Raw genomic sequence first — 21,776 nt, forward strand, 5'->3', positions numbered from 1 at the left:
GATAAAGGAGGATATCCTTCAAGTCCTAAACCAATAGAACGTAAAAATCCATCTTCTAAAGCTATAAATGGTAATGAATTTTTTTTCGCATATGCTCTAGCTTTAATAGTAGTTGGGCGATACCCCCAACCAGCAACAAAATCAGCATCATTTTTTTTATTTTTATAACTAAATGATAAATCGAAAAAAAAATGATTTATATTTTTTATAGATAAAATTTTTTTTGAGAAAATAACAACTTTTTTCATTCAAAGCTCTATTTAGTTATCAAGAAATTTTCTGTTGATTATTATGGTATTTATATGCTTCTTCTATTGTTTCAAACTGATATAGATTACCTGAATCTAATACCATTGCTCTATCACAATAGTTTTTTATAGCATTCATATTATGTGAAACTAAAATAAGTGCACGATCTTTTTTATTTTCAAATAATTCTTTTTTACACTTTTCTGTGAATCTAGAATCACCCACAGCAATCACTTCATCGATTAGGTAACAGTCAAACTCAATTGCTAATGACAAAGCAAAAGCTAGGCGTGCTTTCATTCCTGAAGAGTATTTTTTTAAAGGTTCAAACAAGTAATCACCTAATTCAGCAAAATCTTCAACATATTTTTTTGTTTTTTCGATATTACATTCATAAATGCGGCAAATAAATTTTAAATTATCCATGCCTGTCAAACTACCTTGGAATGCACCTGAAAATGCAAGGGGCCAAGAAATACTCATATTCCTAGTTATTGTTCCAGAAGTTGGTTTCTCAATTTCACTGATAAGCCTAATCAGTGTAGATTTACCTGCTCCATTACGACCTAGAATGCCTATTTTCTCTCCTTTTTTTAAGGAAAAATTAATATTATTCAGTACTGTTTTATAGCCTTTTCTAGTTGAATATTTTTTACAAACATCTTTGATGATTATCATTGGTTATTCTCAAGAATATAAGCTTCATTAGTTTTCACCATTGCTAAGCCTAAAAATAGCAAAGCAATATCACATAAGACTAGATAATTAACATTTTGATGTGTGTTTACTGAAGGTCCAAAATAGCCCGCACGAAACATCTCTGTACCATTAATTGGAGGAATTAGAAGCAAAACTTTTTGGACTTCGGGAGAGAAAGTATCAACCCAAAAAAAAGCTCCAGAAAGAGGAACAAGCAAAAAACTTAATGTTCCCCACATCTTATCAAAAACTTCATATTTAGACGATAAAACAAAAATAATAAGCCCCAATCCTAAAGAAAACCAACACATCAAACCCCAAGCACATATCATATAAAATGGATCATAAGGTATAACTATCAATCCGAGAAAAATAAATATAATCACAATAAATACCTGCGCGGCGCTTGCACCAATGATTTCAAGAGCAACACGTGCATAAACTAGATCTAAAATTCTTATATTTCGATGATATAATAGAGCTTGGTTTGCGCTAACTGAGTTTTTTGCTCGAGAAGATGCATTACGCCACATCATTACCATTGGATAACCAGTTATAACAAAAGCAATTATATTGAGATTAGAAACTGAATTTATTTTAAAAAAAAACCACATCAAACTTATCAGTAAAGTAAATGACATTGGTTCAACAAATAACCAAAGAAAACCAATATTATTGCGCCCATAGCGAGTGATAATTTCCCTTAAAACTAAAGCACTCAAAATATTAATTTGTATTTTAAGGGAACGTAAAAAAGAAGTTTTAGATATAGAATCAATCATTAATCTTTATGCTCTTTTATAGCCGCTACAAATAAGTTAACAATACCATAAATCATTAAACTAATAATAAATGTTGATAAAATATTATAGATACGGGCAGGTTTAAAGGAAACATCAGAAAGACTCGGTTGCTCGATTCGTTCAAGATAAAGTTGCTTTTTTGTTATTTCAACTTGCGCATTTCGTAATGACAATGTTGCTGCTTCAAATTGTTGTTTGGCTACAGTATTATTGATTAGAATTTGTTGATATTCTGCTAAATTAGCATCCTTATTTTTGTTTTTCTGAAATTCAGATAATGCTTGAGCCTCTTTTTTCATCAATAATTCAGCATTTTTCAATTCAGCCAAAGATGCTGTAATAAGATCTTGTTTTGCTCGTAAATTTATTTGGTTTACAAAACCTTCAGCTTTTCTCAACAATTGTTCATTGATTTCAGAAGCATCTTTAGCATCAAAAGCATTAACACTAATTGTAGCAATACCTGTAGAAGTATCAAAATTAACATTAATCATATTACACATGTATTGATAAAAGTACTCTTTTTTATTATAGAATGCAAAATCAAATCCATTAAAACGAGATATTACATCCCCTTTTTTTGTGTACCAATCTTGCACAGGCAAAACTTTTTCAATTGAAGATAATGCATCTCTGGATTTGATGTATGAGATTACTACATAAGAATCATCATTAGAACGTGAAATTCCAACTTTTGAAAAAAAACTACCTAAACCACCTAATGAAGATTGAGTATCAGAAGAACGTATGATATACGTAGCTTCCGATGTATAAACATTCTTCGCTATTAAACCAAAATAAATAACTGATAATACAGTCGGTAATGTAACAATTAAATGTTTTAACCAATACTTTTTAGCTTTGACGATAGTAGAACTCATATGTTTTCGCAGGTATATTAAAAATACTAATCGCTAATTTGATTAATCTGATTAACTACCCCTACCCCTGGTGAAAAAATCGCATATAAGAATTTTTGTAGTTCGATTATTGGAGCGGATGCAACATAAACAATATCATTATTCTGAATTTGAAAATTATTCATAATAAATAATGAATTAGGATCACTTAAATCAATTTGGTAAACTGTTGGGACTCGTTCTTGACTCTTACTAGTATTGATTGTATCTTGATACCTAAAAACAAATACACCTTTAGCATTAGCTTGCGAATCACGTAAACCACCGATACGAGCTAAAGCTTGAGACAAATTAATACCAATAGCTTCAAAGCGTACCTCTTTAGTTGATCCGGTTGCTCCCATTGAGATAAATGAACTAGGTTTATTAATTAAAGTAACCACATCGTCTTGCTGAAGATGAATATTAAATTTAGGATTAGATAAGACTAGGCTTAACGGTATTTGATCGATTTTATTATTTCTAGTTATTTGTATTAACGTATCTCGAATATCGTACATATTGTTACCTAGCATAGTAACAGCATCCAGTAATCGCTCACCCTTAGCTGTGATGGGCATTTTCCCACTAAATTGATCTCCAATTACTGTAACACTTGATGATCTTTTTTCTAAAACTGTTACAATCACTTGTGGTCTATTAGCAATACCAGATAATTTTTCAACAATTTCTTTCTGTACTTGTGAAGGATTTCGATTAATAGCTTTTATATCGCCTACAAACGGCAAGGAAATATAGCCTTGAGAGTCAACAATAACAACAGGCAATTCGGTCAACCCAGTTTTTGGAGCACCTGTATCACCCGTTCCTGTAAATAAAATTGCAGGCGGTGTCTCAATAACTGAAATTTTTAAAGTATCCCCTTTTCCAATACTATCAATATTTCTTGATTTATCATTTATTTCATTGATGAATTTTGGATTATTAATTGGGAAATTTGTTTTAGGATTCTGAGATAAATTATTTAGGTTAACAATCTTAACTTGATTATAAATTTTATCTAAATTTCCATTCTGCTTATCAATATTCTTTATTGCAGAAAAGCTAGGCCCTGAATGAGGTAAAACAGAACAACCATTTAAAATCATTGCTATAGTTAATGGAAGAAGATATGGTACTTTCAAAGTAAACTTCCTTATTCATCAATATTTTCTATTCTAGGCTTTTATTTTATTAAGATTCAAGACCTATTTACTATTATATTTTATTATAAACTACTTTGGAGGAGACCCTATCAGCCACATCCCACACACATACTTTTTACTTTGGCTGCTTCCTTCCGGACCTGACCTGATGAGCAAAAAAACGTTGCAAGAGGACCCATAGAGCCTCCATAGAAGAGGCGTTATTATGCGTTATTTGGGAAAATAATACAACTACTTTATTAAAAAAGAAAATAGCCTTTCCGCTTTACAACTGAAGAAAGGCTATGTGATTAATGGATGAAAGAGATTAATTTAGTGATTGATAACTAAATTTTTCTCAATTCGTTCTCTAAATTTTATCCCCGGTCTAAATGTGACAACTCGACGAGCTGAAATGTCTACACTTTCCCCTGTTTTTGGATTACGACCTGGGCGTGAATTTTTATCTCTTATAGCAAAATTACCAAAACCGGATAATTTAACTGGTTCCCCTTTTTCTAAAGCCACTCGAATCTCTTCAAAAAAAAGTTCAACAAGGACTTTAGCTTCTTGGCGATCTATATTAAATTTCTCGGCAAGACGATCTGCAATATCAGCTTTAGTTAATGTCATAGTTATTATTCTCTTAATAGGGCTTTAAAACGAATTTGTAAGGCTGTGACACATTTGCTTACAATGTTTGTTATATCTTCTTCTTCAAGTGTACGTGATTTGTCTTGTAAAATCAAACTGATAGCAAGGCTTTTTTGATCTTGATTAATGTTATCACCTTGATAAACATCAAACAAATTGACTTTAATAAGTTGCTCACCGCCAGCACGTTTACACTCAGCTATAATATCTGCTGCTGGAATTGTATTTGAGACGACAATAGCTATATCTCGTTTATTTGACGGATACTTCGATAGGTCTTGAGCAACAGGTACCTTCTTATCGCTAATTTTAGCTAAATTTATTTCAAAAACAAGCGATTTACTATTTAAAGATAATTTTTTTTCGATTTCTGGATGCAAAACGCCAAAATAACCAATAATTTCATTATTTAGATACAAGACTGCACTTTGTCCTGGGTGTAATGCATTGATGTCAGCTTTTTTAAACTCAACGGTTTCACTACAACCTAAAAGGGCCAAAATAGATTCTATGTCCCCTTTTAAATCATAAAAATCGATATTTCGTTTAGGCAATGCCCAATGATCTTCATATAAGTTACCGGTGACAACGCCTGATAACATGAGTTCTTGACGAACGCCAAATTCACAACCTTGATCGGGAACAAAACGTAAACCAGTTTCAAAAAGACGAATACGCGATTGTTGACGGTTTTGATTGTACATCACCGCATCTAATAATCCAGACCAAAGCGATAAGCGCATTACAGACATTTCACTTGAAATTGGGTTTGGCAGTGTTATTGCAATTTGCTCAGGGTGAAGAAGACTTTGAATTTTTGGATCAACAAAGCTATATGTAACGGCTTCTTGATAACCACGATCAACCAATAAGTCTTTAATTCGTTTTAACGCTATATGACTTTCTGGTTTCGGCTTCATAATTGATTCAATTTTCATATTCGCATTAGGAATATTGTTATAGCCATAAATACGGGCTACTTCTTCAACTAAATCTTCTTCTATTTGTAAGTCAAATCGCCAACTCGGTGCTTCAACGGTCCAAATCTCATTTTTGAATGAGACGTTACATCCTAATCTTTCAAGAATATCAATTATTTTTTGCGTTTCAATTTTATAACCGATAATGCGATCTATTTTAGAACGGTGTAATTGAATGGTTGCTTGTTTTGGCAAGTGTTCTTGGTTAGTAATATTAACAACCGGACCTACCTCACCACCACAAATTTCAATAATTAATTGAGTTGCTCTTTCCATTGCAACATTTTGTAAAGCAGGATCGACTCCGCGCTCATAACGATGTGAAGCTTCAGTATGCAAACCATATTCACGTGCTTTACCGGTAATAGCTAATGGAGTAAAGAACGCTGATTCTAGAAAAATATCTTTGGTTGACGTTGTGACACTTGATTTTTCACCGCCCATAATACCTGCCATCGCGAGTACTTTTTGCTGATCAGCAATGACAAGCGTACTATCATTTAATTTAACTTCATTACCATTTAATAATATGAGTTTTTCATCTTTATGTGCATAACGAACAACAATCCCTTTTTCGATTTGAGCTAAATCAAACGCATGCATTGGATGACCAAGTTCCAGTAATACATAATTAGTAATATCTACAACGGCATCAACTGAACGAATTCCACCACGACGCAACTTTTCTTTCATCCATAATGGCGTAGCTGCTTCGATATTGATGTTTTTGATCACTCTTCCTAAGTAGCGAGGAGCTGCTTTTGGTACATCTATTTGAATTGAGACGGTATCGGAAATTGACGCCGGTACGTTTGCTACTTTAAGCGCTTTCATTGGTATATTGTTAACTGCTGAAATATCACGAGCAACACCAACAATACCAAAACAATCAGCTCGATTAGGTGTAACACTAATATCAATCATAACATCGTTAAGATTTAAATATTCTCGAATATCTTGTCCTAAAGGAGCATCTTCAGGTAACTCAATAATACCATTATGATCATCAGCAATACCTAGTTCGGAATAAGAACACAACATTCCTTCTGAAGGTTCACCCCGCAGTTTTGCTGATTTAATTTTGAAATCTCCTGGTAAAACAGCCCCAACAGTTGCACAAGCAACCATTAATCCTTGACGGCAATTAGGTGCACCACAGACAATATCTAATAATTCAGATTTACCAATATCGACTTTTGTTACGCGTAGTTTATCGGCATTAGGGTGCTGTTTGCATTCGACTACTTTTCCAACAACAACCCCCGAAAAATCACCAGCGACTTTTTCGATATCATCAACTTCTAATCCAGCCATAGTTAATTGATCGGCTAGTGTATCGCTACTTATTTCTGGATTGATCCATTCACGTAGCCAACTTTCACTAAATTTCATGTTTTGATCTCCAGAATTAATTAAATTGCTTTAAGAAACGTAAGTCATTTTCAAAAAATGAACGCAAATCAGTGACACCGTAACGTAACATGGTTAATCTTTCGATTCCCATACCAAAAGCAAACCCATTATAAACATCAGGATCGATACCGACATTACGCAATACATTTGGGTGGACCATACCACAACCTAGAACTTCGAGCCATTTACCATTTTTCGCTTTGATATCAACTTCGGCTGACGGTTCAGTAAATGGAAAGTAACCAGGTCGAAAACGAATTTCCATATCATCTTCAAAAAAGCAGTGAAGAAAATCATGCAATAGCCCTTTCAAATGAGTAAAGCTAATATCTTTATCAATCAATAAGCCTTCCATTTGATGGAACATTGGTGTGTGAGTTTGATCATAGTCATTGCGATAAGTTCGACCTGGAGCAATGATTCGAATGGGTGGTTTTTGTGTTTCCATTGTTCTAATTTGAACAGTGGAAGTTTGTGTTCTTAGTAAACGATTTGCATCAAACCAAAAGGTATCATGATCTGCACGAGCAGGATGATGAGATGGGATATTAAGCGCATCAAAGTTATGATAATCATCTTCAATTTCAGGCCCTGTTTCAACAACAAAGCCTAGTTCACCAAAAAATTCAACCAAACGATTTATTGTTTTGGTGACGGGATGTAATCCACCTAATTCAAGTGTTTTACCCGGTAATGAGATATCGATGGTTTCATTGGCTAATTTTGCATCAAGAGCCTGACGCTCTAAAAGTTGACGTTTTTGATTTAATAATTCAACGACTATTTGCTTAGCATCATTGATTTTTTGACCGACTGCGGGACGTTCATCGGCAGGAACATCACGTAAAGAAGCCATTTGCATGGTAAAGTAACCTTTTTTACCAAAATATTCTACACGTATCTGTTCGATCGCATTAATGTCATTAGCACCTTCAATAGCGGATTTGGCATTATTCACCAGTTCAACTAATTGAGACATACAGTTCTCCTGCTTATTGTTCATTATATAAAAAAAGCCTCTTTTGAGGCTTTATAATTATTTTTCGTTTTTTCCTTGCCTCACGAACCAATATTGCTATTGAAGCTAAAAAACAAACGAAAAATAACTAAATTCATCATTAATCCACTTTTTTAAAATAAATCATCTATATTTAAAATAATAAAAGCCGAGATAACTCGGCTCTTATAAAGCTATTATAATGCAGCTTTTGCTTTTTCAACTAATGCAGCGAATGCATTTTTATCAAATACAGCAATATCTGCAAGGATCTTACGATCGATTTCAATTGATGCTTTCTTTAAACCATTGATGAAACGGCTATAAGAAAGACCACATTGACGAGCTGCCGCGTTGATACGTACAATCCATAATTGACGGAATTGACGTTTACGTTGACGACGGTCACGATAAGCATATTGTCCAGCTTTGATTACCGCTTGGAAAGCAACACGATAAACACGTGAACGAGCTCCATAATAACCTTTTGCTTGTTTTAAAATTTTCTTGTGACGTGCACGAGCAATAACACCACGTTTAACACGAGCCATAAATCATATCCTCTAAATAGTTAACCAAAATTAAGCGTATGGAACACACGCTACAACTAAACCTAAATCACCTTTTGACACTGTTGTCAAACCACGTAAATGACGTTTACGTTTAGTTGATTTTTTAGTTAAGATATGACTTTTGTTAGCTTGCTTATGCTTAAAGCCACCAGAAGCTGTTTTTTTAAAGCGCTTTGCTGCGCCTTTTACAGTTTTAATTTTAGGCATTTTATTAATTCCTACTTCGCATTGTTAATAACACAAAATAATGGTGTAACGTTTAACAAAATTAAAAATTAACTTGATGAACCATTATTTCTTCTTCGGCGCAAGCACCATAATCATTTGACGACCTTCTATCTTAGTTGGATAAGATTCGATGATTGCCAAATCAGCTAAGTCTTCTTTAATGCGATCAAGCATTTCAGTTCCTAACTGTTGGTGAGCCATTTCTCGACCACGAAAACGTAGCGTTACTTTAGCTTTATCGCCATCTTCTAGAAAGCGCATCAGGCTGCGGAGTTTTACCTGATAGTCGCCTTCGTCTGTACCAGGTCGGAATTTAATTTCCTTAACCTGAACAACCTTTTGCTTCTTCTTCTGCTCTTTTGTTGCTTTACTCTTTTCATAGAGGAACTTGCCATAATCCATAATTCGACAAACAGGTGGCTCTGCATTAGGGCTTATTTCAACTAAATCTAGAGTTGCTTCTTCAGCTTGCTTTAAAGCTTCATCTAAGCTAACTATACCGAGCTGTTCACCATCGACGCCGGTTAACCTCACCTCGCGAGCAGTAATTTCATCATTGATTTTATGCGCGCGTGTTGACTGAATTCGTTTACTGACTTTAATATCTCATTCCTCCAAATTAATTTATCATTAATTCATTTGTTCTAATGAACGACTATGAATTTCGCTAAGCAACAATTCTATAACATGTTTCACTTCAAAGCTACCAAGATCTTTACCTTGACGAGTTCGAACTGAAATTGTTCCTGATTCCATTTCTTTGTCTCCACAAACAAACATATAAGGAACACGTTTTAGAGTATGCTCGCGGATTTTAAACCCTATTTTCTCATTTCTCAAGTCTGCTTTTGCTCTAATACCAACTTTTTGTAGTTGCTCGGTTAATTGTTTTGCATATTCAGCTTGATTATCGGTAATATTGATGACAGCAACTTGTAGTGGTGCAAGCCATGTCGGGAAGAATCCTGCACAGTTTTCTGTCAAGATACCCATAAAACGCTCCATAGAGCCTAAAATAGCCCTATGAATCATAACCGGTGTATGGCGTTCATTATCTTCACCAACATAAGTTGCATCTAAACGTTCAGGTAACATAAAGTCAAGTTGAACTGTACCACACTGCCATGCTCTACCTAAACAGTCATGTAATGTAAATTCAATTTTAGGACCATAAAATGCCCCTTCACCTGGTAAATATTCAAATTCAATACCATTTTCAGTTAGACACTCGGCTAAATCTTTTTCAGCTAAATCCCAAGTTTCATCTTTACCAATTCGTTTTTCAGGTCGTGTTGATAATTTGACCGTAATATCAGTAAAGCCAAAAGTGCTGTAAGTGTCATAAACCATTTTAATACAGCTGTTTACTTCACCTCGAATTTGGTTTTCAGTACAGAAAATATGCGCATCATCTTGAGTAAAACCACGTACACGCATCAACCCATGCAAAGAACCAGAAGGTTCATTACGATGACAACTACCAAACTCTGCCATACGTAAAGGTAAATCACGATAAGATTTCAAACCTTGGTTAAAAATTTGCACATGCCCAGGACAGTTCATTGGTTTAATACAATATTCACGATTTTCAGATGAAGTCACAAACATTAACTCTTTATAGTTACCCCAGTGACCAGTTTTTTCCCATAACACACGATCCATCATAAATGGACCTTTTACTTCTTGATAGTCATACTCTTTAAGTTTAGTACGAACAAACACTTCAAGTTCACGGAAAATAATCCAGCCATCATTATGCCAAAACACCATGCCTGGAGCTTCTTCTTGCATATGATAAAGGTCAAGCTGTTTACCGATTTTACGATGATCGCGTTTGGCCGCTTCTTCTAAAAATTGTAGATAACTATCTAATTGCTTTTTGTCAGCCCAAGCAGTTCCATAAATGCGTTGTAACATTTTATTATCACTATTGCCGCGCCAATAAGCACCAGCAACTTTTTGTAATTTAAAATGATGACAAAAACGCATATTTGGTACATGCGGGCCACGACACATGTCGATATACTCTTCATGATGATAAAGCGCTGGCGTTGAATCTTTCGGTATGTTTTCATCTAAAATCGCGATTTTATAAGGTTCATGACGTTCCCAAAAGACTTCTCTGGCTCTTTCCCAACTAACGACTTCTTTTATAACCTCATAATCTTTTTTAGCCAATTCATGCATACGTTTTTCAAGCGCATCAAGATCTTCTTGAGTTAAAGAGTGATCTAAATCAACATCATAATAAAAACCATTGTCAATTGTCGGCCCAATAGCCATTTTCGTATCCGGCCATAATTGTTTAATGGCGTGACCTAATAAATGTGCACAAGAATGGCGAATAATTTCAAGTCCATCTTCATCTTTTGCGGTAATGATTGCTAATGTTGCATCTTGATCAATGAGGTCACAAGCATCTTTACGTTGTCCATTAACACGACCTGCAATACATGCTTTGGCAAGTCCTGCACCAATACTTTGAGCGACTTCTAAAACAGTAACTGGTTTATCAAACTGACGTTGACTTCCGTCTGGAAGAGTAATAATTGGCATAATAAATCCTTATAACAGTGGTGCGCCACACGAAAGCGCACATGTGTGTAAATATTGCATCTAAAATAATAGATCGCGTATACTATCATTTATGATAAGGATTTCAAATAGAAATAGTGACCTTATGAATATAAATAATAAATATCTTTCAATACACTGAATCGTATAATTAACATGAAATTTTTAACCGAAATTTGCATCTTAAAACTGTTAAACGATTTATGATTGATAGTTGTCTAAGTTGAATGGTTTGTTAATTGCTATTATGAACATTTGGATTGATGCTGATGCCTGCCCTAACCCAATTAAAGAAATTTTATATCGAATTGCTATTCGCAAATCAATCAAAATTTATTTAGTTGCTAATCAATGGTTAAATATTCCACCTTCACCTTTTATTTCTCGATTACTTGTTGAAAATGGTTTTGATAAAGCAGATAACAAAATTGTTGAACTTGTTGAATTAAATGATTTGGTCATTACCTCAGATATACCATTAGCATCGGAGGTATTAAATAAAGGCGCTTTTGTTCTTACACCTCGAGGTGAAGTTTATACTCTAGAAACAATTAAAGAGCGGCTAGTGATGAGAGATTTTATGGAAACAATGCGAGCAAGTGGAATACAAACTAAAGGACCCGCTCCATTTTCAAGTAAGGACCGCGAAAAATTCGCCAATCAACTTGATATTTTAGTTAATAGACTAACTAGAAAAAATTAATCATTTTGATAAGAGAATTCTATCTATAACTTAAAATATTTATCTTTTATAACGTCATAACTTTATATTTTTAAGAATAATTCTCTACTTTTAAATGGTTTTGCGCCTATGTAGGGTTTCAATGCAATTCTGGTAAAACGTTTGGCCGCTTTAAGCGTATCTTCATTATTAAACTGACGTTTGCCAAAAGCTAACACCTGTTCACCACTAAAACTAGTGCTATTTTGCAGCAAGCTACTAATAAAACCTTTTTCTGATTGATATTGATAATGCATTGTTTCAACAATATCATCACCGGTTGCACTGCAATGAAAAAAATCAACGTGATAACCTAAATTTTCTAATAAGGATAATTCAAAACTACGTAACACATTTTCAGCAGGCACTTGCTGTGCCAGTTGCTGTAAGCTTTGTAAATAGTCATCAAAAAGTGTAGGCATTTCAGTTTCGGCAACCAGCACTCGATGTAGTAACTCGTTTAAATAAAAAGCGCTATATAAGTGAATTGAAACCAATGGTAACGTCAAAGATATCGCTTCAACCTGACGTAATGTTTTTATTTCACCCTGACCAGAATATTGAACAATTAATGGAGTAAAGGGTTGTAAAATTCCCTTTAACGCTGATTTTTTTCGTCTGGCACCTTTAGCTAAAATAGTTATTTTACCTTTATTTTCAACAAATAAATCAGCTAATAGACTACTTTCACTGTAAGTTCTGGTATGAAGTATAAATGCTCTTTGCCAATTTTCCATTAAAAAGCCTTTTAATTGCGTTGCAATTTTTTATCCACAAGGGTATCTGACCAAAATTTAAGTAATTTTATGAAATTTTCACCTGAAATTTAGCTAAAAATCCGATATAATCAATTGCTAAAAACTACAGGATTATAGGATAAATAAAAGACAAGCTATGGAACTTTTTTCAATAATTTTACTAATTGTATTAATTGTATCACTTTCTGGTGTCGTTGTTAAAATGTTACCAATACAAATCCCACTACCACTTATGCAAATATTGTTGGGATGTATATTGGCGGCATTTGGTGTTTATGTAAAGTTTGATCCAGAACTATTTCTTGTTTTATTTATCCCACCATTACTTTTTGCTGATGGTCGAAAAACATCGGTTAAAGATTTTGTTTATAATTTTAGAGAAATTGTTGGATTAGCCTTAGTATTAGTGGTGATATCCATAATTGCATTGGGTTATTTGCTACATTGGATTTTACCAAATGTACAATTAGCCGCAGGTTTGGCTTTAGCTGCAGTATTATCACCAACCGATGCTGTTGCGTTAAGTGGCATAGTGGGTAAGGGTCGAATTGAAAAAGAAAAAATGGAAATAATTGAAGGTGAAGCTTTAATGAACGATGCATCTGGCTTAGTATCATTAAACTTTGCGATAGCCATTGCTGCCGGAGCTATACAATTCGATTTATTACAAATTAGCGTGACATTCTTTGTTGTTGCCATTGGTGGGTTAGCTATTGGTGTTTTATTTACCTGGTTATATGCACGCATTTTAAGAAAAATAAACAAACTTACCCATAATGATCCGGCCATCCAAATTGTGCTGTTATTCTTACTTCCTTTTGCTGCTTATATTATTGCCGAAGAATGTCACTGTTCAGGTATTTTAGCTGCTGTTAGTGCAGGTATGACAGTTAATCAATCTGGCATGATGAGAAATGCACCATTAACAGCGCGTTTACAATCAGATAGTACTTGGTCAATGTTAACCTTTGTGTTTAATGGTTTTGTATTTATTTTATTAGGAATTCAATTGCCAAGTATTTTAACGAATACTTTTGCTGAGAATCAAACCGATGCATCCATTGAAGTCTGGCAATTATGTTTAATTGTAGTGTTTGTCTTCATTGCTTTGATGGGAACTAGATTTGCTTGGCTTTGGGCAATGAAACATATGCCAACAATGCCATTTGGTACAAAACGCCCTCTTGCATTTCGCTCTTATTCAACCAGAGATTTATTAATTTCAACTTTTGCGGGTGTACGCGGCGCAATAACCCTTGCCGGTGTTCTATCTATTCCAATGACAATTGGCGGCCGATATCAACTTGTCTTTATAGCAACAGGTATTATCCTCATTTCATTAATTGCCGCTGTGATTATATTACCGATATTATTAAGAGGTAGCGTCATTTTAGATAATTCCGAACAAGATAATGAAATTCTTACTGTAAAAGGTCATATGGCCGAAGAAGCCATTGTCAGTTTAGAAAAAATGCAAAATAACTTATTACAAGAAACAACCGAAAACAGCATGGATCAAGAAATTGTCAATGAAGTCGGTTCACGTGTTATCGGTTCTTTAAGACGTAGAACGGGGCTGAAGGACTTAGAACAAAAAGCACTTGAGGCCGAAAATCTTGAAAGGCGCATGCGTTTAGTTGCTATTGGTGCAGAACGTACAGCGTTATTACAAATGAAGATTCGTAATGAAGTGAGCGAAGAAGTTTTTGAGCATTTAAATACAGATTTAGATATTTATGAGAAAATGATCTCTGGAGATGTATAAATGATAAGCAATCATCACTTATTAGGAAAAATACACTCAACATTTGTCGACAAAGCGCCTCAAATGTTGGGGTTGACGCTACGTTGTATTCCATTCAATTTAAAAAAACAAGTTATCGAACAATTGTTACAATTACAATTTAAGCATTCACTTGAGGATGGAGATCTTGATTTTTTAGAAAATCGTTGGCTCAAAATCGAAGTGACCGATTTACAACTGATCTGGTTTGTGAGTCTGATTGAGAATAAATTAGTTGTTAATCGTGAAGAAATTGCTGATGTTAGTTTTATAGGTAATGCTAACGATTTAATTATGATAGCGACTCGACGACAAGATCCCGATACATTATTCTTTCAACGTCGATTAATTGTTGAAGGCGATACTGAACTTGGTTTATATGTCAAAAATCTTATGGACTCAATTGAAATAGAAGCCATGCCTAAATTTTTACGGCTAACACTCGAAAAACTTGCAGACATTATTCAAACCGCGCCTGAAAATTAATTGAATTTGCTCAATTTTAAACAAAATTGGGCAAATAACTTTCTAAATAACGCACTCTATTTTTTAGAACTTATAAAAATTGACACTTTTTTATTTACCTATCATTGGATTAACGACGGGTTATGACATTATCGCAAAAAATATAGTTCTCAATTAAATAATCCCCAAGAAAATACTTAGATTCTGTTATAATCAATTAATTAACTGGTAACACTACTTAATAGCAATTAAGCTGTCATTTTGAATATCAATAATCAACAATAAAATCATTCAACTTGGTTGACGGCTTTAAGACAGCAAAAACGATAAAAATGAAAAACAACACCGCACTTCCTACTTTTTACTTTCATGATTATGAAACTTTTGGTATCAATCCTGCTTTGGATAGGCCAGCGCAATTTGCTGGAATTAGAACAGATAGTGATTTTAATATCATTGAGGAACCTTTAGTCATCTATTGTCAAATTGCTCAAGACTATTTGCCTAATCCAGAAGCGGTATTAATCACAGGAATTACACCACAGAAAGCAAATTCGAAAGGTCTGTGTGAAGCAGAGTTTACCAAATTAATTCATCAATCATTTAGCGAAGCTAATACCTGCATATTAGGTTATAACAATCTTCGTTTTGATGATGAAGTGACTCGCAATATTTTATATCGAAATTTTTATGATCCTTATGCTTATAGTTGGCAAAATGGTAATTCTAGGTGGGATCTTCTTGATGTTGTGCGTGCTTGTTACGCCTTAAGACCTGATGGTATCAATTGGCCTATTAATGATGCGGGTTTCCCAAGTTTTCGTTTAGAGCACTTAACAAAAGCCAACAATATTGAACATGAACACGCTCATGATGCGATGTCAGACGTTTATGCAACTATCGCTATTGGTAAATTAATTAAACAAAAACAGCCTAAGTTATTTGATTATTTTTTTAAGCTTCGCAACAAAAATAACGTTGCTGAACTTATAGATGTTATTAATATGACACCAATAATACATGTATCGGGCATGTTAGGTAGTTACCGAGGCAATATAACCATTGTGAGTCCAATAGCTTGGCATCCAACGCAAAATAATGCGGTTATTGTCTGTGATCTTACTGGTGATATTGATTCGATTATTAATTTATCAATTGATCAAATAAGGCAAAAACTCTATACCAAAAACGAAGATTTAGCACTAAATGAATCGCGGATCCCATTAAAACTGATTCATATAAACAAATGCCCTATTGTTGCGCCATTAAAAACTTTATTACCTGAAAATGCACAAAGGTTAAATATTAATGTAGCGCAATGTTTAATCAAACAGCAACAGTTATTAAAACATCAACACGCTTTACAAACCAAGATGAGAGAGCTATTTAACTTAACTGATGATTACTCAGCTAATAGCGATGTCGATGCTCAAATTTATGCAGGATTTTTAAATAACCAAGATAAATTACGGTGTGAAACTATTCGTACGACACCTATTCAATCACTTGAAAGTTTATCAATGAATTTTGATGATGAACGGTTAAAGACATTATTCTTTCGTTACAAAGCAAGAAATTACCCTCAAATACTAACTGAGCAAGAGCGTATTATCTGGCAAGATTATTGTCAACATAAACTGAATATAACCAAAGTTCAAGATTATCTGTTAACATTGGAACAACTTGCTCAAACCTATATACAACAACCTGAAAAACTGAATTTAATTAAACAACTTTATTATTATTGCCATTATTTAGTTGGATAATTGAATTTGAGCGGCGTATCATATAAAGAAATATTCATATCATTTCTAAACTTTGAAGTGATCATCATTATCAAAGAAAAATTAATTAGCATTAACGTTATGAAACATTTTTTAGCAAAGCATGCCACAATTAAACACCGTATATACTCTTTATACTACACGTTATTTAGTTATGGTCGCGGATTACTCGTATTAACCGCTTGTTTATGGGTAGGTAATATCATCTCACTGATATTACCAATTATGATTCCGGGCAGTATTATTGGACTACTGATTCTGTTTTTCTTATTAGCTTTTCAGTTAATTCCAACTTGTTGGATTAAAAACAGTTGTAATTTATTCATGCGTTACATGACCTTGCTATTTATCCCTGCTGCCATGGGAATTATGGATAATTACTCGTTATTATTAGACAACTGGCTTCCAATCATTTTTGGTAGTGTTGGTGGCTCAATTATTGTTTTATTATTAACTGCCTATTTGACAGAACATTTACATAATAAATCAATAATAAAAGCCGCCAGTACAATATCAGAAAATAATGAGGATAAGAAATCATGATATGGATGTTACCGTTAACGCTTTGTGTATTTCTAATTATTCGCAGAATTTCATTAAAAATTAAATCGCCATTATTTAATCCATTGGTGATTTCTGTCATTGTTTTAATTCCTATTTTACTCATTACAAAAACTAGCTATATTCAATATGTAAATAACGTACAAATAATTAATGATTTACTACCTTATTCTGTGGTTGCATTGGCTTATCCTCTATACGAATTGATACCACAAATCAAAGCACGCTGGAAATCAATAATGCTAATCACTTTCACAGCATCAATCGCCTCAATGGTAACGGGGGTATGCATCGTATTTTGGTTGGGGGGAAGTCATGAAATTGCGGCATCAGTTTTACCAAAATCAGTCACTACAGCTATTGCTGTAACTATTGCATCCAATCAAGGAGGCGTCCCTTCTATAGCCGCACTTTGTGTTATTTTAGTTGGCACCTTAGGCGGAATCTTTGGTCATCAGTTATTAAATATGGTTAAAATTAAATCTGCTTCAGCAAGAGGTCTTGCAATTGGTGCGGTTTCACATGCTGTTGGTACTGCCCGTTGTATTGAAGTTGATTATAACGAAGGTGCATACAGTTCTTTATCTTTAGTACTATGTGGTATTATGACATCATTGACAGCACCTTTTTTATTCCCAATAATGGTTTTTATTTTTGATTGGTTATAGCATGAACTTAAAAAAGCTATTGGCTTATTTTATCGGATTTTGCTTTATTATAATAATTTCGATTCTTGGTCTTGATTACTGGATCAGTTATAAAACTGCTCCTTATATCTATCAAGACGAAAATCAACTACCGCATCGAGCTATTGGTGTCGTTCTTGGCACTTCGAAATATGTACGAGGCGGCGGAATAAATGGATTTTATCGAAATCGCATCGATGGTGCTATAAATCTTTATTGGCAACGTAAAGTGGATTATCTTTTGCTAAGTGGTGACAATGCATTACTCAGTTATAATGAACCAATTACGATGCAAAAAGATTTGATTAAAGCAGGTATTCCTAAAGAATCTATAGTTCTTGATTATGCAGGCTTTAGGACATTTGATTCGGTTGTTCGAGCAAATAAAGTCTTTGATGCTAATGATTTTACCATTATTACTCAAGAGTTTCATTGCGAGCGAGCAATCTTTATTGCGTTAGCACAAGGCATTCAAGCACAATGTTTTGCGGTCCCCTCTCCTGATAATATGAAATTAGTAAGAATTCGTGAAATGTTTGCCCGTGTCAGCGCTTTTGTCGATCTTTATATTCTTAATCAAAAACCAAAATATTTAGGACCAGTCATTCCTATTATCGCCCCTGATCGTTAACGATGATGATCAGCATCTTAAAAAAATGAAAATTGTCGAACAAAACCAATAATCGAATTTTTGTCTCATTTTTGTGATTGCATTTTTATGCAAAAAAAAGTAATATTTAGTCAATTTGAATTTTAGAAAACGAATAATGAATATTGAATTAGACCATATAAACTGTTTTTATGGTACCCATCAAGCTTTAAATGATGTTTCTTTATGTTACCCGCTTGGCGAAACCATTGTTTTGTTAGGACAAAGTGGTGCAGGAAAAAGCTCTTTATTAAAAGTATTTAATTTACTTGAAATTCCAACATCAGGTAAAATGACGATTGCAGATTCTCATTTTGATTTCTCAACTAAAATTAGTGAATCAACAATACGACAATTACGTAAAAATGTTGGTATGGTTTTTCAAAACTACAATTTGTGGCCACATTTAACGGTACTAGAGAATTTAATTGAGGCGCCTTGCCAAGTTTTAAAGCTTTCTAAACAAGAAGCCAGTGATAAAGCCATGTCGATTTTAGCTCGGTTACAAATCGATGAAATGGCACATCGCTACCCACTTCATCTATCAGGCGGCCAACAACAACGTGTTGCTATCGCCAGAGCATTGATGATGGAACCACAAATTTTATTATTTGATGAACCAACTGCGGCTTTAGATCCGGCAATTACATCGCAAATAGCCGAAATTATTAATGAATTATCACAAACAGGAATTACACAAATTATTGTCACTCATGAAGTTGATTTTGCTCGAAAAGTGGCTTCACAAGTGATTTATATGGAACACGGTAAAATTATTGAGCAAGGACAACTAGAATGTTTTGCTCATCCAAAAACCGAAGAGTTTAAATCTTATTTATCACATTAATTAATATAAAATTGGGTGGATATATGAAAAAAACGTTACTAGCCATTTTGCTTGCAGGATCAGCTTTTGTTGCTCAAGCTGCAGAAACTTTAACCATTGGTACAGAAGCGACTTATGCGCCTTTTGAGTTTACCAACGAAAAAAATGAAATTGTTGGATTTGATATTGATGTGATTAATAAAATTTGTGATGAAATTAAAGCATCATGTAATATTGTTAATCAATCATTTGATGGATTAATTCCTAGTTTAAAAACTCGCCGTATTGATGCTGCAATTGCCGGTATTGATGTAACACCAGAGCGCCAAAAACAAGTTGATTTTACTAAAATATATTATGATGATAGTTCTATTCAATTTATTACGCTAAAAGATTCATTAACCAGTTTAGATCAACTAAAAGGTAAACGAATTGGTATACAAAAAGGGACAACTTATTCAAAATATTTGAATGAAAAATATCCTGATGTTAAAGCCGTAAGTTATGACAGTTATCAATTTGCTTTTTTAGATTTAAAAGCTAAACGCATTGATGCTATTGTTGCAAGTTCATTTGTTGCTGGTGACTGGCTAGGTAAAGATAGTGAAATTGTCGCATTAGGTGATAAAATTACTGATCATGAATTTTTTGGTGAAGGTTTAGGTATTGCATTACGTAAAGGTAACGATAAATTACGTGATCAATTTAACCAAGCTATTGATAAACTGAAAGCAAATGGTCAGTTAGACGAAATTTACAAAAAATGGTTTAATAAATAATCATTACACTTTAATTTAGACTTTATAATGACCTCGCCGCATATTTTGCGGCGAGTTTATTTTTTTAATTTAACAACGGTTTTTTTATGTCAGACTTTCTTGCAAACGGGATGAACTGGATCTTATCATCAATGGATGGTTATATTTTGCCGCTAACTAAAGCGACATCTATTACCTTGTCATTAGCGTTTATATCGCTAATTGTAGGCATGTTTTTTGCGTTTATTTTTACAATTTTAGAATCCGTTCCTTTTAAACCCGTTGCATGGTTAATGTCACTGTTTAACTTAACCATACGTGCTCTACCAGAACTTTTGATAGTGGTAGCAATTTATACAGGATTACCTTTGCTGTTAATGGCATTAGATGATGGTTTTTCAATATCATTAGGTTTTACATCATTTACACTACAAATGAATATCGAAAATACAAAACCCGATCCTTTTTTATGTGGCGTGATTGCCTTATCGTTACTTTATGCTGTTTATGCATCGCAAACATTACGAGGGGCATTAAAGGCGATTTCAAGTGGACAAAAACAAGCAGCACAGGTGCTTGGATTAAGTAAATCACGTACTTTTTTCCGTATTATTTTGCCTCAAATGTGGCGTCATGCGCTACCAGGATTAAGTAATCAATGGTTGATTTTACTAAAAGATACAGCACTAGTGTCAGCTATTGCTATTGATGATTTAATGATGCAAACAAAAACGATTATAGCTCGAACAAATCAACCCTTTCTATGGTATTTTATTGCCATGATTATTTACTTGGTTATTTCGATTTTAAGCCAAAAAGTTATCGGACGAATCGAAAAGCGCTCGACCTATTTTGAACAACCTAACTCTGCTGATAACCAGTAAGGTCAATTTATGTTTGATAATTTTATTTACTATCTTAAAATCATTTTACAGGGTTTACCAAATACACTAAGTTTGGGTATTTTAGGGATCTTATCTGCTGGTTTATTAGCAATAATTTTTACTTGCTTATTATCACTAAATTCGAAAGTATTAACTAAGGCAATTCGAACCTATATTATTATATTTACGGGTTCGCCACTGCTAGTCCAATTATTTTTAATTTATTATGGACCATCACAATTTGGTCAAACGTTAAGTCACGTACCAGCATTTTATGATCTTATCTCCTCTCCTTGGTTTTGTGCTTACTTAGCTCTGACACTCAATAGTGCAGCTTATACCACCCAGATTTTTTATGGGGCTCTAAAAGCTGTGCCGCAAGGACAGTGGCAGGCTTGTAAAGCGCTAGGTATGAACAAATGGCAAACGTTGAAAGTTGTAATGCCTTATGCATTAAAACGATCATTATCAACCTATTCCAATGAAGTGGTTTTTGTAGTTAAAGGGACTGCTCTAGCCTCTATGATTCCAGTAATGGACATTATGGGATACAGTAATGAATTAAATGGAGATTACTACGACTTTTCAATTTTTATCGTTGCAGGCTTAATTTATCTCTTGATAAATGGTTTATTAAGCACCATTATGAGAGTAATAGAGAAAAAAGCCCTCACATTCGAAAACTAAT

23 protein-coding genes, 1 other RNA gene, 1 pseudogene and 1 other annotated feature are annotated in these 21,776 nt (G+C 33.8%); of the genes and pseudogenes, 11 read left to right on the forward strand and 14 right to left on the reverse strand.

Annotated elements, in window-relative coordinates:
- The 13 genes and pseudogenes from A9G09_RS03865 to thrS form a co-directional block, all read right to left on the reverse strand.
- Nucleotides 1-248 (reverse strand): annotated as a pseudogene (locus tag A9G09_RS03865) (capsular polysaccharide biosynthesis protein); the annotation flags it as partial.
- Between the two features lie 19 nt (nt 249-267).
- Nucleotides 268-927: an ABC transporter ATP-binding protein gene (locus tag A9G09_RS03870; protein WP_065633602.1), complete on the reverse strand. Its 660-nt coding sequence runs from the start codon at nt 925-927 to the stop codon at nt 268-270.
- Complete coding sequence (locus tag A9G09_RS03875; protein WP_141671521.1) at nt 924-1,727, reverse strand: ABC transporter permease; 804 nt, start codon at nt 1,725-1,727, stop codon at nt 924-926. Before A9G09_RS03875 ends, A9G09_RS03870 begins: the two co-directional genes overlap by 4 nt.
- A gap of 2 nt (nt 1,728-1,729) precedes the next feature.
- Nucleotides 1,730-2,632 carry a hypothetical protein gene (locus A9G09_RS03880; RefSeq protein WP_065633604.1) on the reverse strand — a complete coding sequence of 301 codons (903 nt, stop codon included), beginning with the start codon at nt 2,630-2,632 and terminating at the stop codon, nt 1,730-1,732.
- A 26-nt stretch (nt 2,633-2,658) separates the two neighbouring features.
- On the reverse strand, nt 2,659-3,795 hold the full coding sequence (locus tag A9G09_RS03885; protein WP_065633605.1) for a polysaccharide biosynthesis/export family protein: 1,137 nt from the start codon (nt 3,793-3,795) through the stop codon (nt 2,659-2,661).
- 105 nt (nt 3,796-3,900) lie between these two features.
- An RNA gene (gene ffs / locus A9G09_RS03890) (signal recognition particle sRNA small type) lies at nt 3,901-3,996 on the reverse strand.
- 132 nt (nt 3,997-4,128) lie between these two features.
- Nucleotides 4,129-4,428 carry an integration host factor subunit alpha gene (locus A9G09_RS03895; protein WP_065633606.1) on the reverse strand — a complete coding sequence of 100 codons (300 nt, stop codon included), beginning with the start codon at nt 4,426-4,428 and terminating at the stop codon, nt 4,129-4,131.
- Between the two features lie 5 nt (nt 4,429-4,433).
- A complete protein-coding gene (gene pheT / locus A9G09_RS03900) occupies nt 4,434-6,821 on the reverse strand; it encodes a phenylalanine--tRNA ligase subunit beta (protein WP_065633607.1) in 2,388 nt (795 codons plus the stop codon).
- Between the two features lie 16 nt (nt 6,822-6,837).
- Nucleotides 6,838-7,821: a phenylalanine--tRNA ligase subunit alpha gene (pheS, locus tag A9G09_RS03905; RefSeq protein WP_065633608.1), complete on the reverse strand. Its 984-nt coding sequence runs from the start codon at nt 7,819-7,821 to the stop codon at nt 6,838-6,840.
- A gap of 27 nt (nt 7,822-7,848) precedes the next feature.
- Nucleotides 7,849-7,962 (reverse strand) — a sequence feature (Phe leader region).
- Between the two features lie 74 nt (nt 7,963-8,036).
- Entirely contained in the window at nt 8,037-8,390 is a 354-nt protein-coding gene (rplT, locus tag A9G09_RS03910) for a 50S ribosomal protein L20 (RefSeq protein ID WP_024496189.1), read from the reverse strand.
- A gap of 30 nt (nt 8,391-8,420) precedes the next feature.
- Nucleotides 8,421-8,618, reverse strand: coding sequence for a 50S ribosomal protein L35 (gene rpmI / locus A9G09_RS03915; RefSeq protein WP_065557738.1), 198 nt, complete (start codon nt 8,616-8,618; stop codon nt 8,421-8,423).
- 84 nt (nt 8,619-8,702) lie between these two features.
- Nucleotides 8,703-9,242 carry a translation initiation factor IF-3 gene (gene infC / locus A9G09_RS03920; RefSeq protein ID WP_065633609.1) on the reverse strand — a complete coding sequence of 180 codons (540 nt, stop codon included), beginning with the start codon at nt 9,240-9,242 and terminating at the stop codon, nt 8,703-8,705.
- A gap of 27 nt (nt 9,243-9,269) precedes the next feature.
- Entirely contained in the window at nt 9,270-11,195 is a 1,926-nt protein-coding gene (gene thrS, locus A9G09_RS03925; RefSeq protein ID WP_065633610.1) for a threonine--tRNA ligase, read from the reverse strand.
- Nucleotides 11,196-11,460: 265 nt separating this feature from the next.
- Here thrS and A9G09_RS03930 point away from each other — a divergent pair, with 265 nt between their 5' ends.
- Nucleotides 11,461-11,916 (forward strand): YaiI/YqxD family protein, encoded by a 456-nt coding sequence (locus A9G09_RS03930; protein WP_065633630.1) that lies wholly within the window; start codon nt 11,461-11,463, stop codon nt 11,914-11,916.
- Nucleotides 11,917-11,978: 62 nt separating this feature from the next.
- On the opposite strand, the gene recO is transcribed toward A9G09_RS03930, so the two are convergent.
- On the reverse strand, nt 11,979-12,671 hold the full coding sequence (gene recO / locus A9G09_RS03935; protein WP_065633611.1) for a DNA repair protein RecO: 693 nt from the start codon (nt 12,669-12,671) through the stop codon (nt 11,979-11,981).
- 157 nt (nt 12,672-12,828) lie between these two features.
- On the opposite strand from recO, the gene A9G09_RS03940 reads away from it, so the two are divergent.
- The 10 genes from A9G09_RS03940 to artM all read left to right on the forward strand — a co-directional run bounded on the left by A9G09_RS03940 (nt 12,829) and on the right by artM (nt 21,775).
- Nucleotides 12,829-14,457, forward strand: coding sequence for a Na+/H+ antiporter (locus A9G09_RS03940; RefSeq protein ID WP_065633612.1), 1,629 nt, complete (start codon nt 12,829-12,831; stop codon nt 14,455-14,457).
- Nucleotides 14,458-14,961, forward strand: coding sequence for an SCP2 domain-containing protein (locus A9G09_RS03945; RefSeq protein ID WP_065633613.1), 504 nt, complete (start codon nt 14,458-14,460; stop codon nt 14,959-14,961).
- A gap of 311 nt (nt 14,962-15,272) precedes the next feature.
- Entirely contained in the window at nt 15,273-16,706 is a 1,434-nt protein-coding gene (gene sbcB, locus A9G09_RS03950; protein ID WP_065633614.1) for an exodeoxyribonuclease I, read from the forward strand.
- Between the two features lie 99 nt (nt 16,707-16,805).
- On the forward strand, nt 16,806-17,267 hold the full coding sequence (locus tag A9G09_RS03955) for a CidA/LrgA family protein (protein WP_081297472.1): 462 nt from the start codon (nt 16,806-16,808) through the stop codon (nt 17,265-17,267).
- Nucleotides 17,264-17,953: a CidB/LrgB family autolysis modulator gene (locus A9G09_RS03960; RefSeq protein WP_065633615.1), complete on the forward strand. Its 690-nt coding sequence runs from the start codon at nt 17,264-17,266 to the stop codon at nt 17,951-17,953. The genes A9G09_RS03955 and A9G09_RS03960 overlap by 4 nt, the downstream gene beginning before the upstream one ends.
- A 1-nt stretch (nt 17,954) precedes the next feature.
- Nucleotides 17,955-18,602, forward strand: coding sequence for an ElyC/SanA/YdcF family protein (locus A9G09_RS03965; protein ID WP_065633616.1), 648 nt, complete (start codon nt 17,955-17,957; stop codon nt 18,600-18,602).
- Between the two features lie 136 nt (nt 18,603-18,738).
- The gene (gene artP, locus A9G09_RS03970; protein ID WP_065633617.1) at nt 18,739-19,467 is read left to right on the forward strand and encodes an arginine ABC transporter ATP-binding protein ArtP; all 729 of its coding nucleotides are present in this window, start codon (nt 18,739-18,741) and stop codon (nt 19,465-19,467) included.
- Between the two features lie 23 nt (nt 19,468-19,490).
- A complete protein-coding gene (locus tag A9G09_RS03975; protein ID WP_065633618.1) occupies nt 19,491-20,225 on the forward strand; it encodes a transporter substrate-binding domain-containing protein in 735 nt (244 codons plus the stop codon).
- A gap of 131 nt (nt 20,226-20,356) precedes the next feature.
- Nucleotides 20,357-21,088, forward strand: coding sequence for an arginine ABC transporter permease ArtQ (gene artQ / locus A9G09_RS03980; RefSeq protein WP_065633632.1), 732 nt, complete (start codon nt 20,357-20,359; stop codon nt 21,086-21,088).
- A 9-nt stretch (nt 21,089-21,097) separates the two neighbouring features.
- Nucleotides 21,098-21,775, forward strand: coding sequence for an arginine ABC transporter permease ArtM (gene artM / locus A9G09_RS03985; protein ID WP_065633619.1), 678 nt, complete (start codon nt 21,098-21,100; stop codon nt 21,773-21,775).
- The last annotated feature ends 1 nt before the right edge of the window (nt 21,776 follow it).

Origin of the sequence: Gilliamella sp. wkB292 (genome assembly GCF_001690235.1) — a bacterium.
GTDB lineage: Bacteria > Pseudomonadota > Gammaproteobacteria > Enterobacterales > Orbaceae > Gilliamella > Gilliamella apicola_F.

Coding starts and splice junctions, on each gene's coding strand:
- A9G09_RS03895 (WP_065633606.1), bottom strand. CDS start 4,428: ATGACATTAACTAAAGCTGATATTGCAGATCGTCTTGCCGAGAAATTT.
- recO (WP_065633611.1), bottom strand. CDS start 12,671: ATGGAAAATTGGCAAAGAGCATTTATACTTCATACCAGAACTTACAGT.
- A9G09_RS03960 (WP_065633615.1), top strand. CDS start 17,264: ATGATATGGATGTTACCGTTAACGCTTTGTGTATTTCTAATTATTCGC.
- A9G09_RS03940 (WP_065633612.1), top strand. CDS start 12,829: ATGGAACTTTTTTCAATAATTTTACTAATTGTATTAATTGTATCACTT.
- A9G09_RS03870 (WP_065633602.1), bottom strand. CDS start 927: ATGATAATCATCAAAGATGTTTGTAAAAAATATTCAACTAGAAAAGGC.
- artP (WP_065633617.1), top strand. CDS start 18,739: ATGAATATTGAATTAGACCATATAAACTGTTTTTATGGTACCCATCAA.
- A9G09_RS03880 (WP_065633604.1), bottom strand. CDS start 2,632: ATGAGTTCTACTATCGTCAAAGCTAAAAAGTATTGGTTAAAACATTTA.
- A9G09_RS03975 (WP_065633618.1), top strand. CDS start 19,491: ATGAAAAAAACGTTACTAGCCATTTTGCTTGCAGGATCAGCTTTTGTT.
- artQ (WP_065633632.1), top strand. CDS start 20,357: ATGGATGGTTATATTTTGCCGCTAACTAAAGCGACATCTATTACCTTG.
- sbcB (WP_065633614.1), top strand. CDS start 15,273: ATGAAAAACAACACCGCACTTCCTACTTTTTACTTTCATGATTATGAA.
- thrS (WP_065633610.1), bottom strand. CDS start 11,195: ATGCCAATTATTACTCTTCCAGACGGAAGTCAACGTCAGTTTGATAAA.
- rplT (WP_024496189.1), bottom strand. CDS start 8,390: ATGGCTCGTGTTAAACGTGGTGTTATTGCTCGTGCACGTCACAAGAAA.
- A9G09_RS03965 (WP_065633616.1), top strand. CDS start 17,955: ATGAACTTAAAAAAGCTATTGGCTTATTTTATCGGATTTTGCTTTATT.
- rpmI (WP_065557738.1), bottom strand. CDS start 8,618: ATGCCTAAAATTAAAACTGTAAAAGGCGCAGCAAAGCGCTTTAAAAAA.
- pheT (WP_065633607.1), bottom strand. CDS start 6,821: ATGAAATTTAGTGAAAGTTGGCTACGTGAATGGATCAATCCAGAAATA.
- A9G09_RS03945 (WP_065633613.1), top strand. CDS start 14,458: ATGATAAGCAATCATCACTTATTAGGAAAAATACACTCAACATTTGTC.
- A9G09_RS03930 (WP_065633630.1), top strand. CDS start 11,461: ATGAACATTTGGATTGATGCTGATGCCTGCCCTAACCCAATTAAAGAA.
- artM (WP_065633619.1), top strand. CDS start 21,098: ATGTTTGATAATTTTATTTACTATCTTAAAATCATTTTACAGGGTTTA.
- A9G09_RS03955 (WP_081297472.1), top strand. CDS start 16,806: ATGAAACATTTTTTAGCAAAGCATGCCACAATTAAACACCGTATATAC.
- pheS (WP_065633608.1), bottom strand. CDS start 7,821: ATGTCTCAATTAGTTGAACTGGTGAATAATGCCAAATCCGCTATTGAA.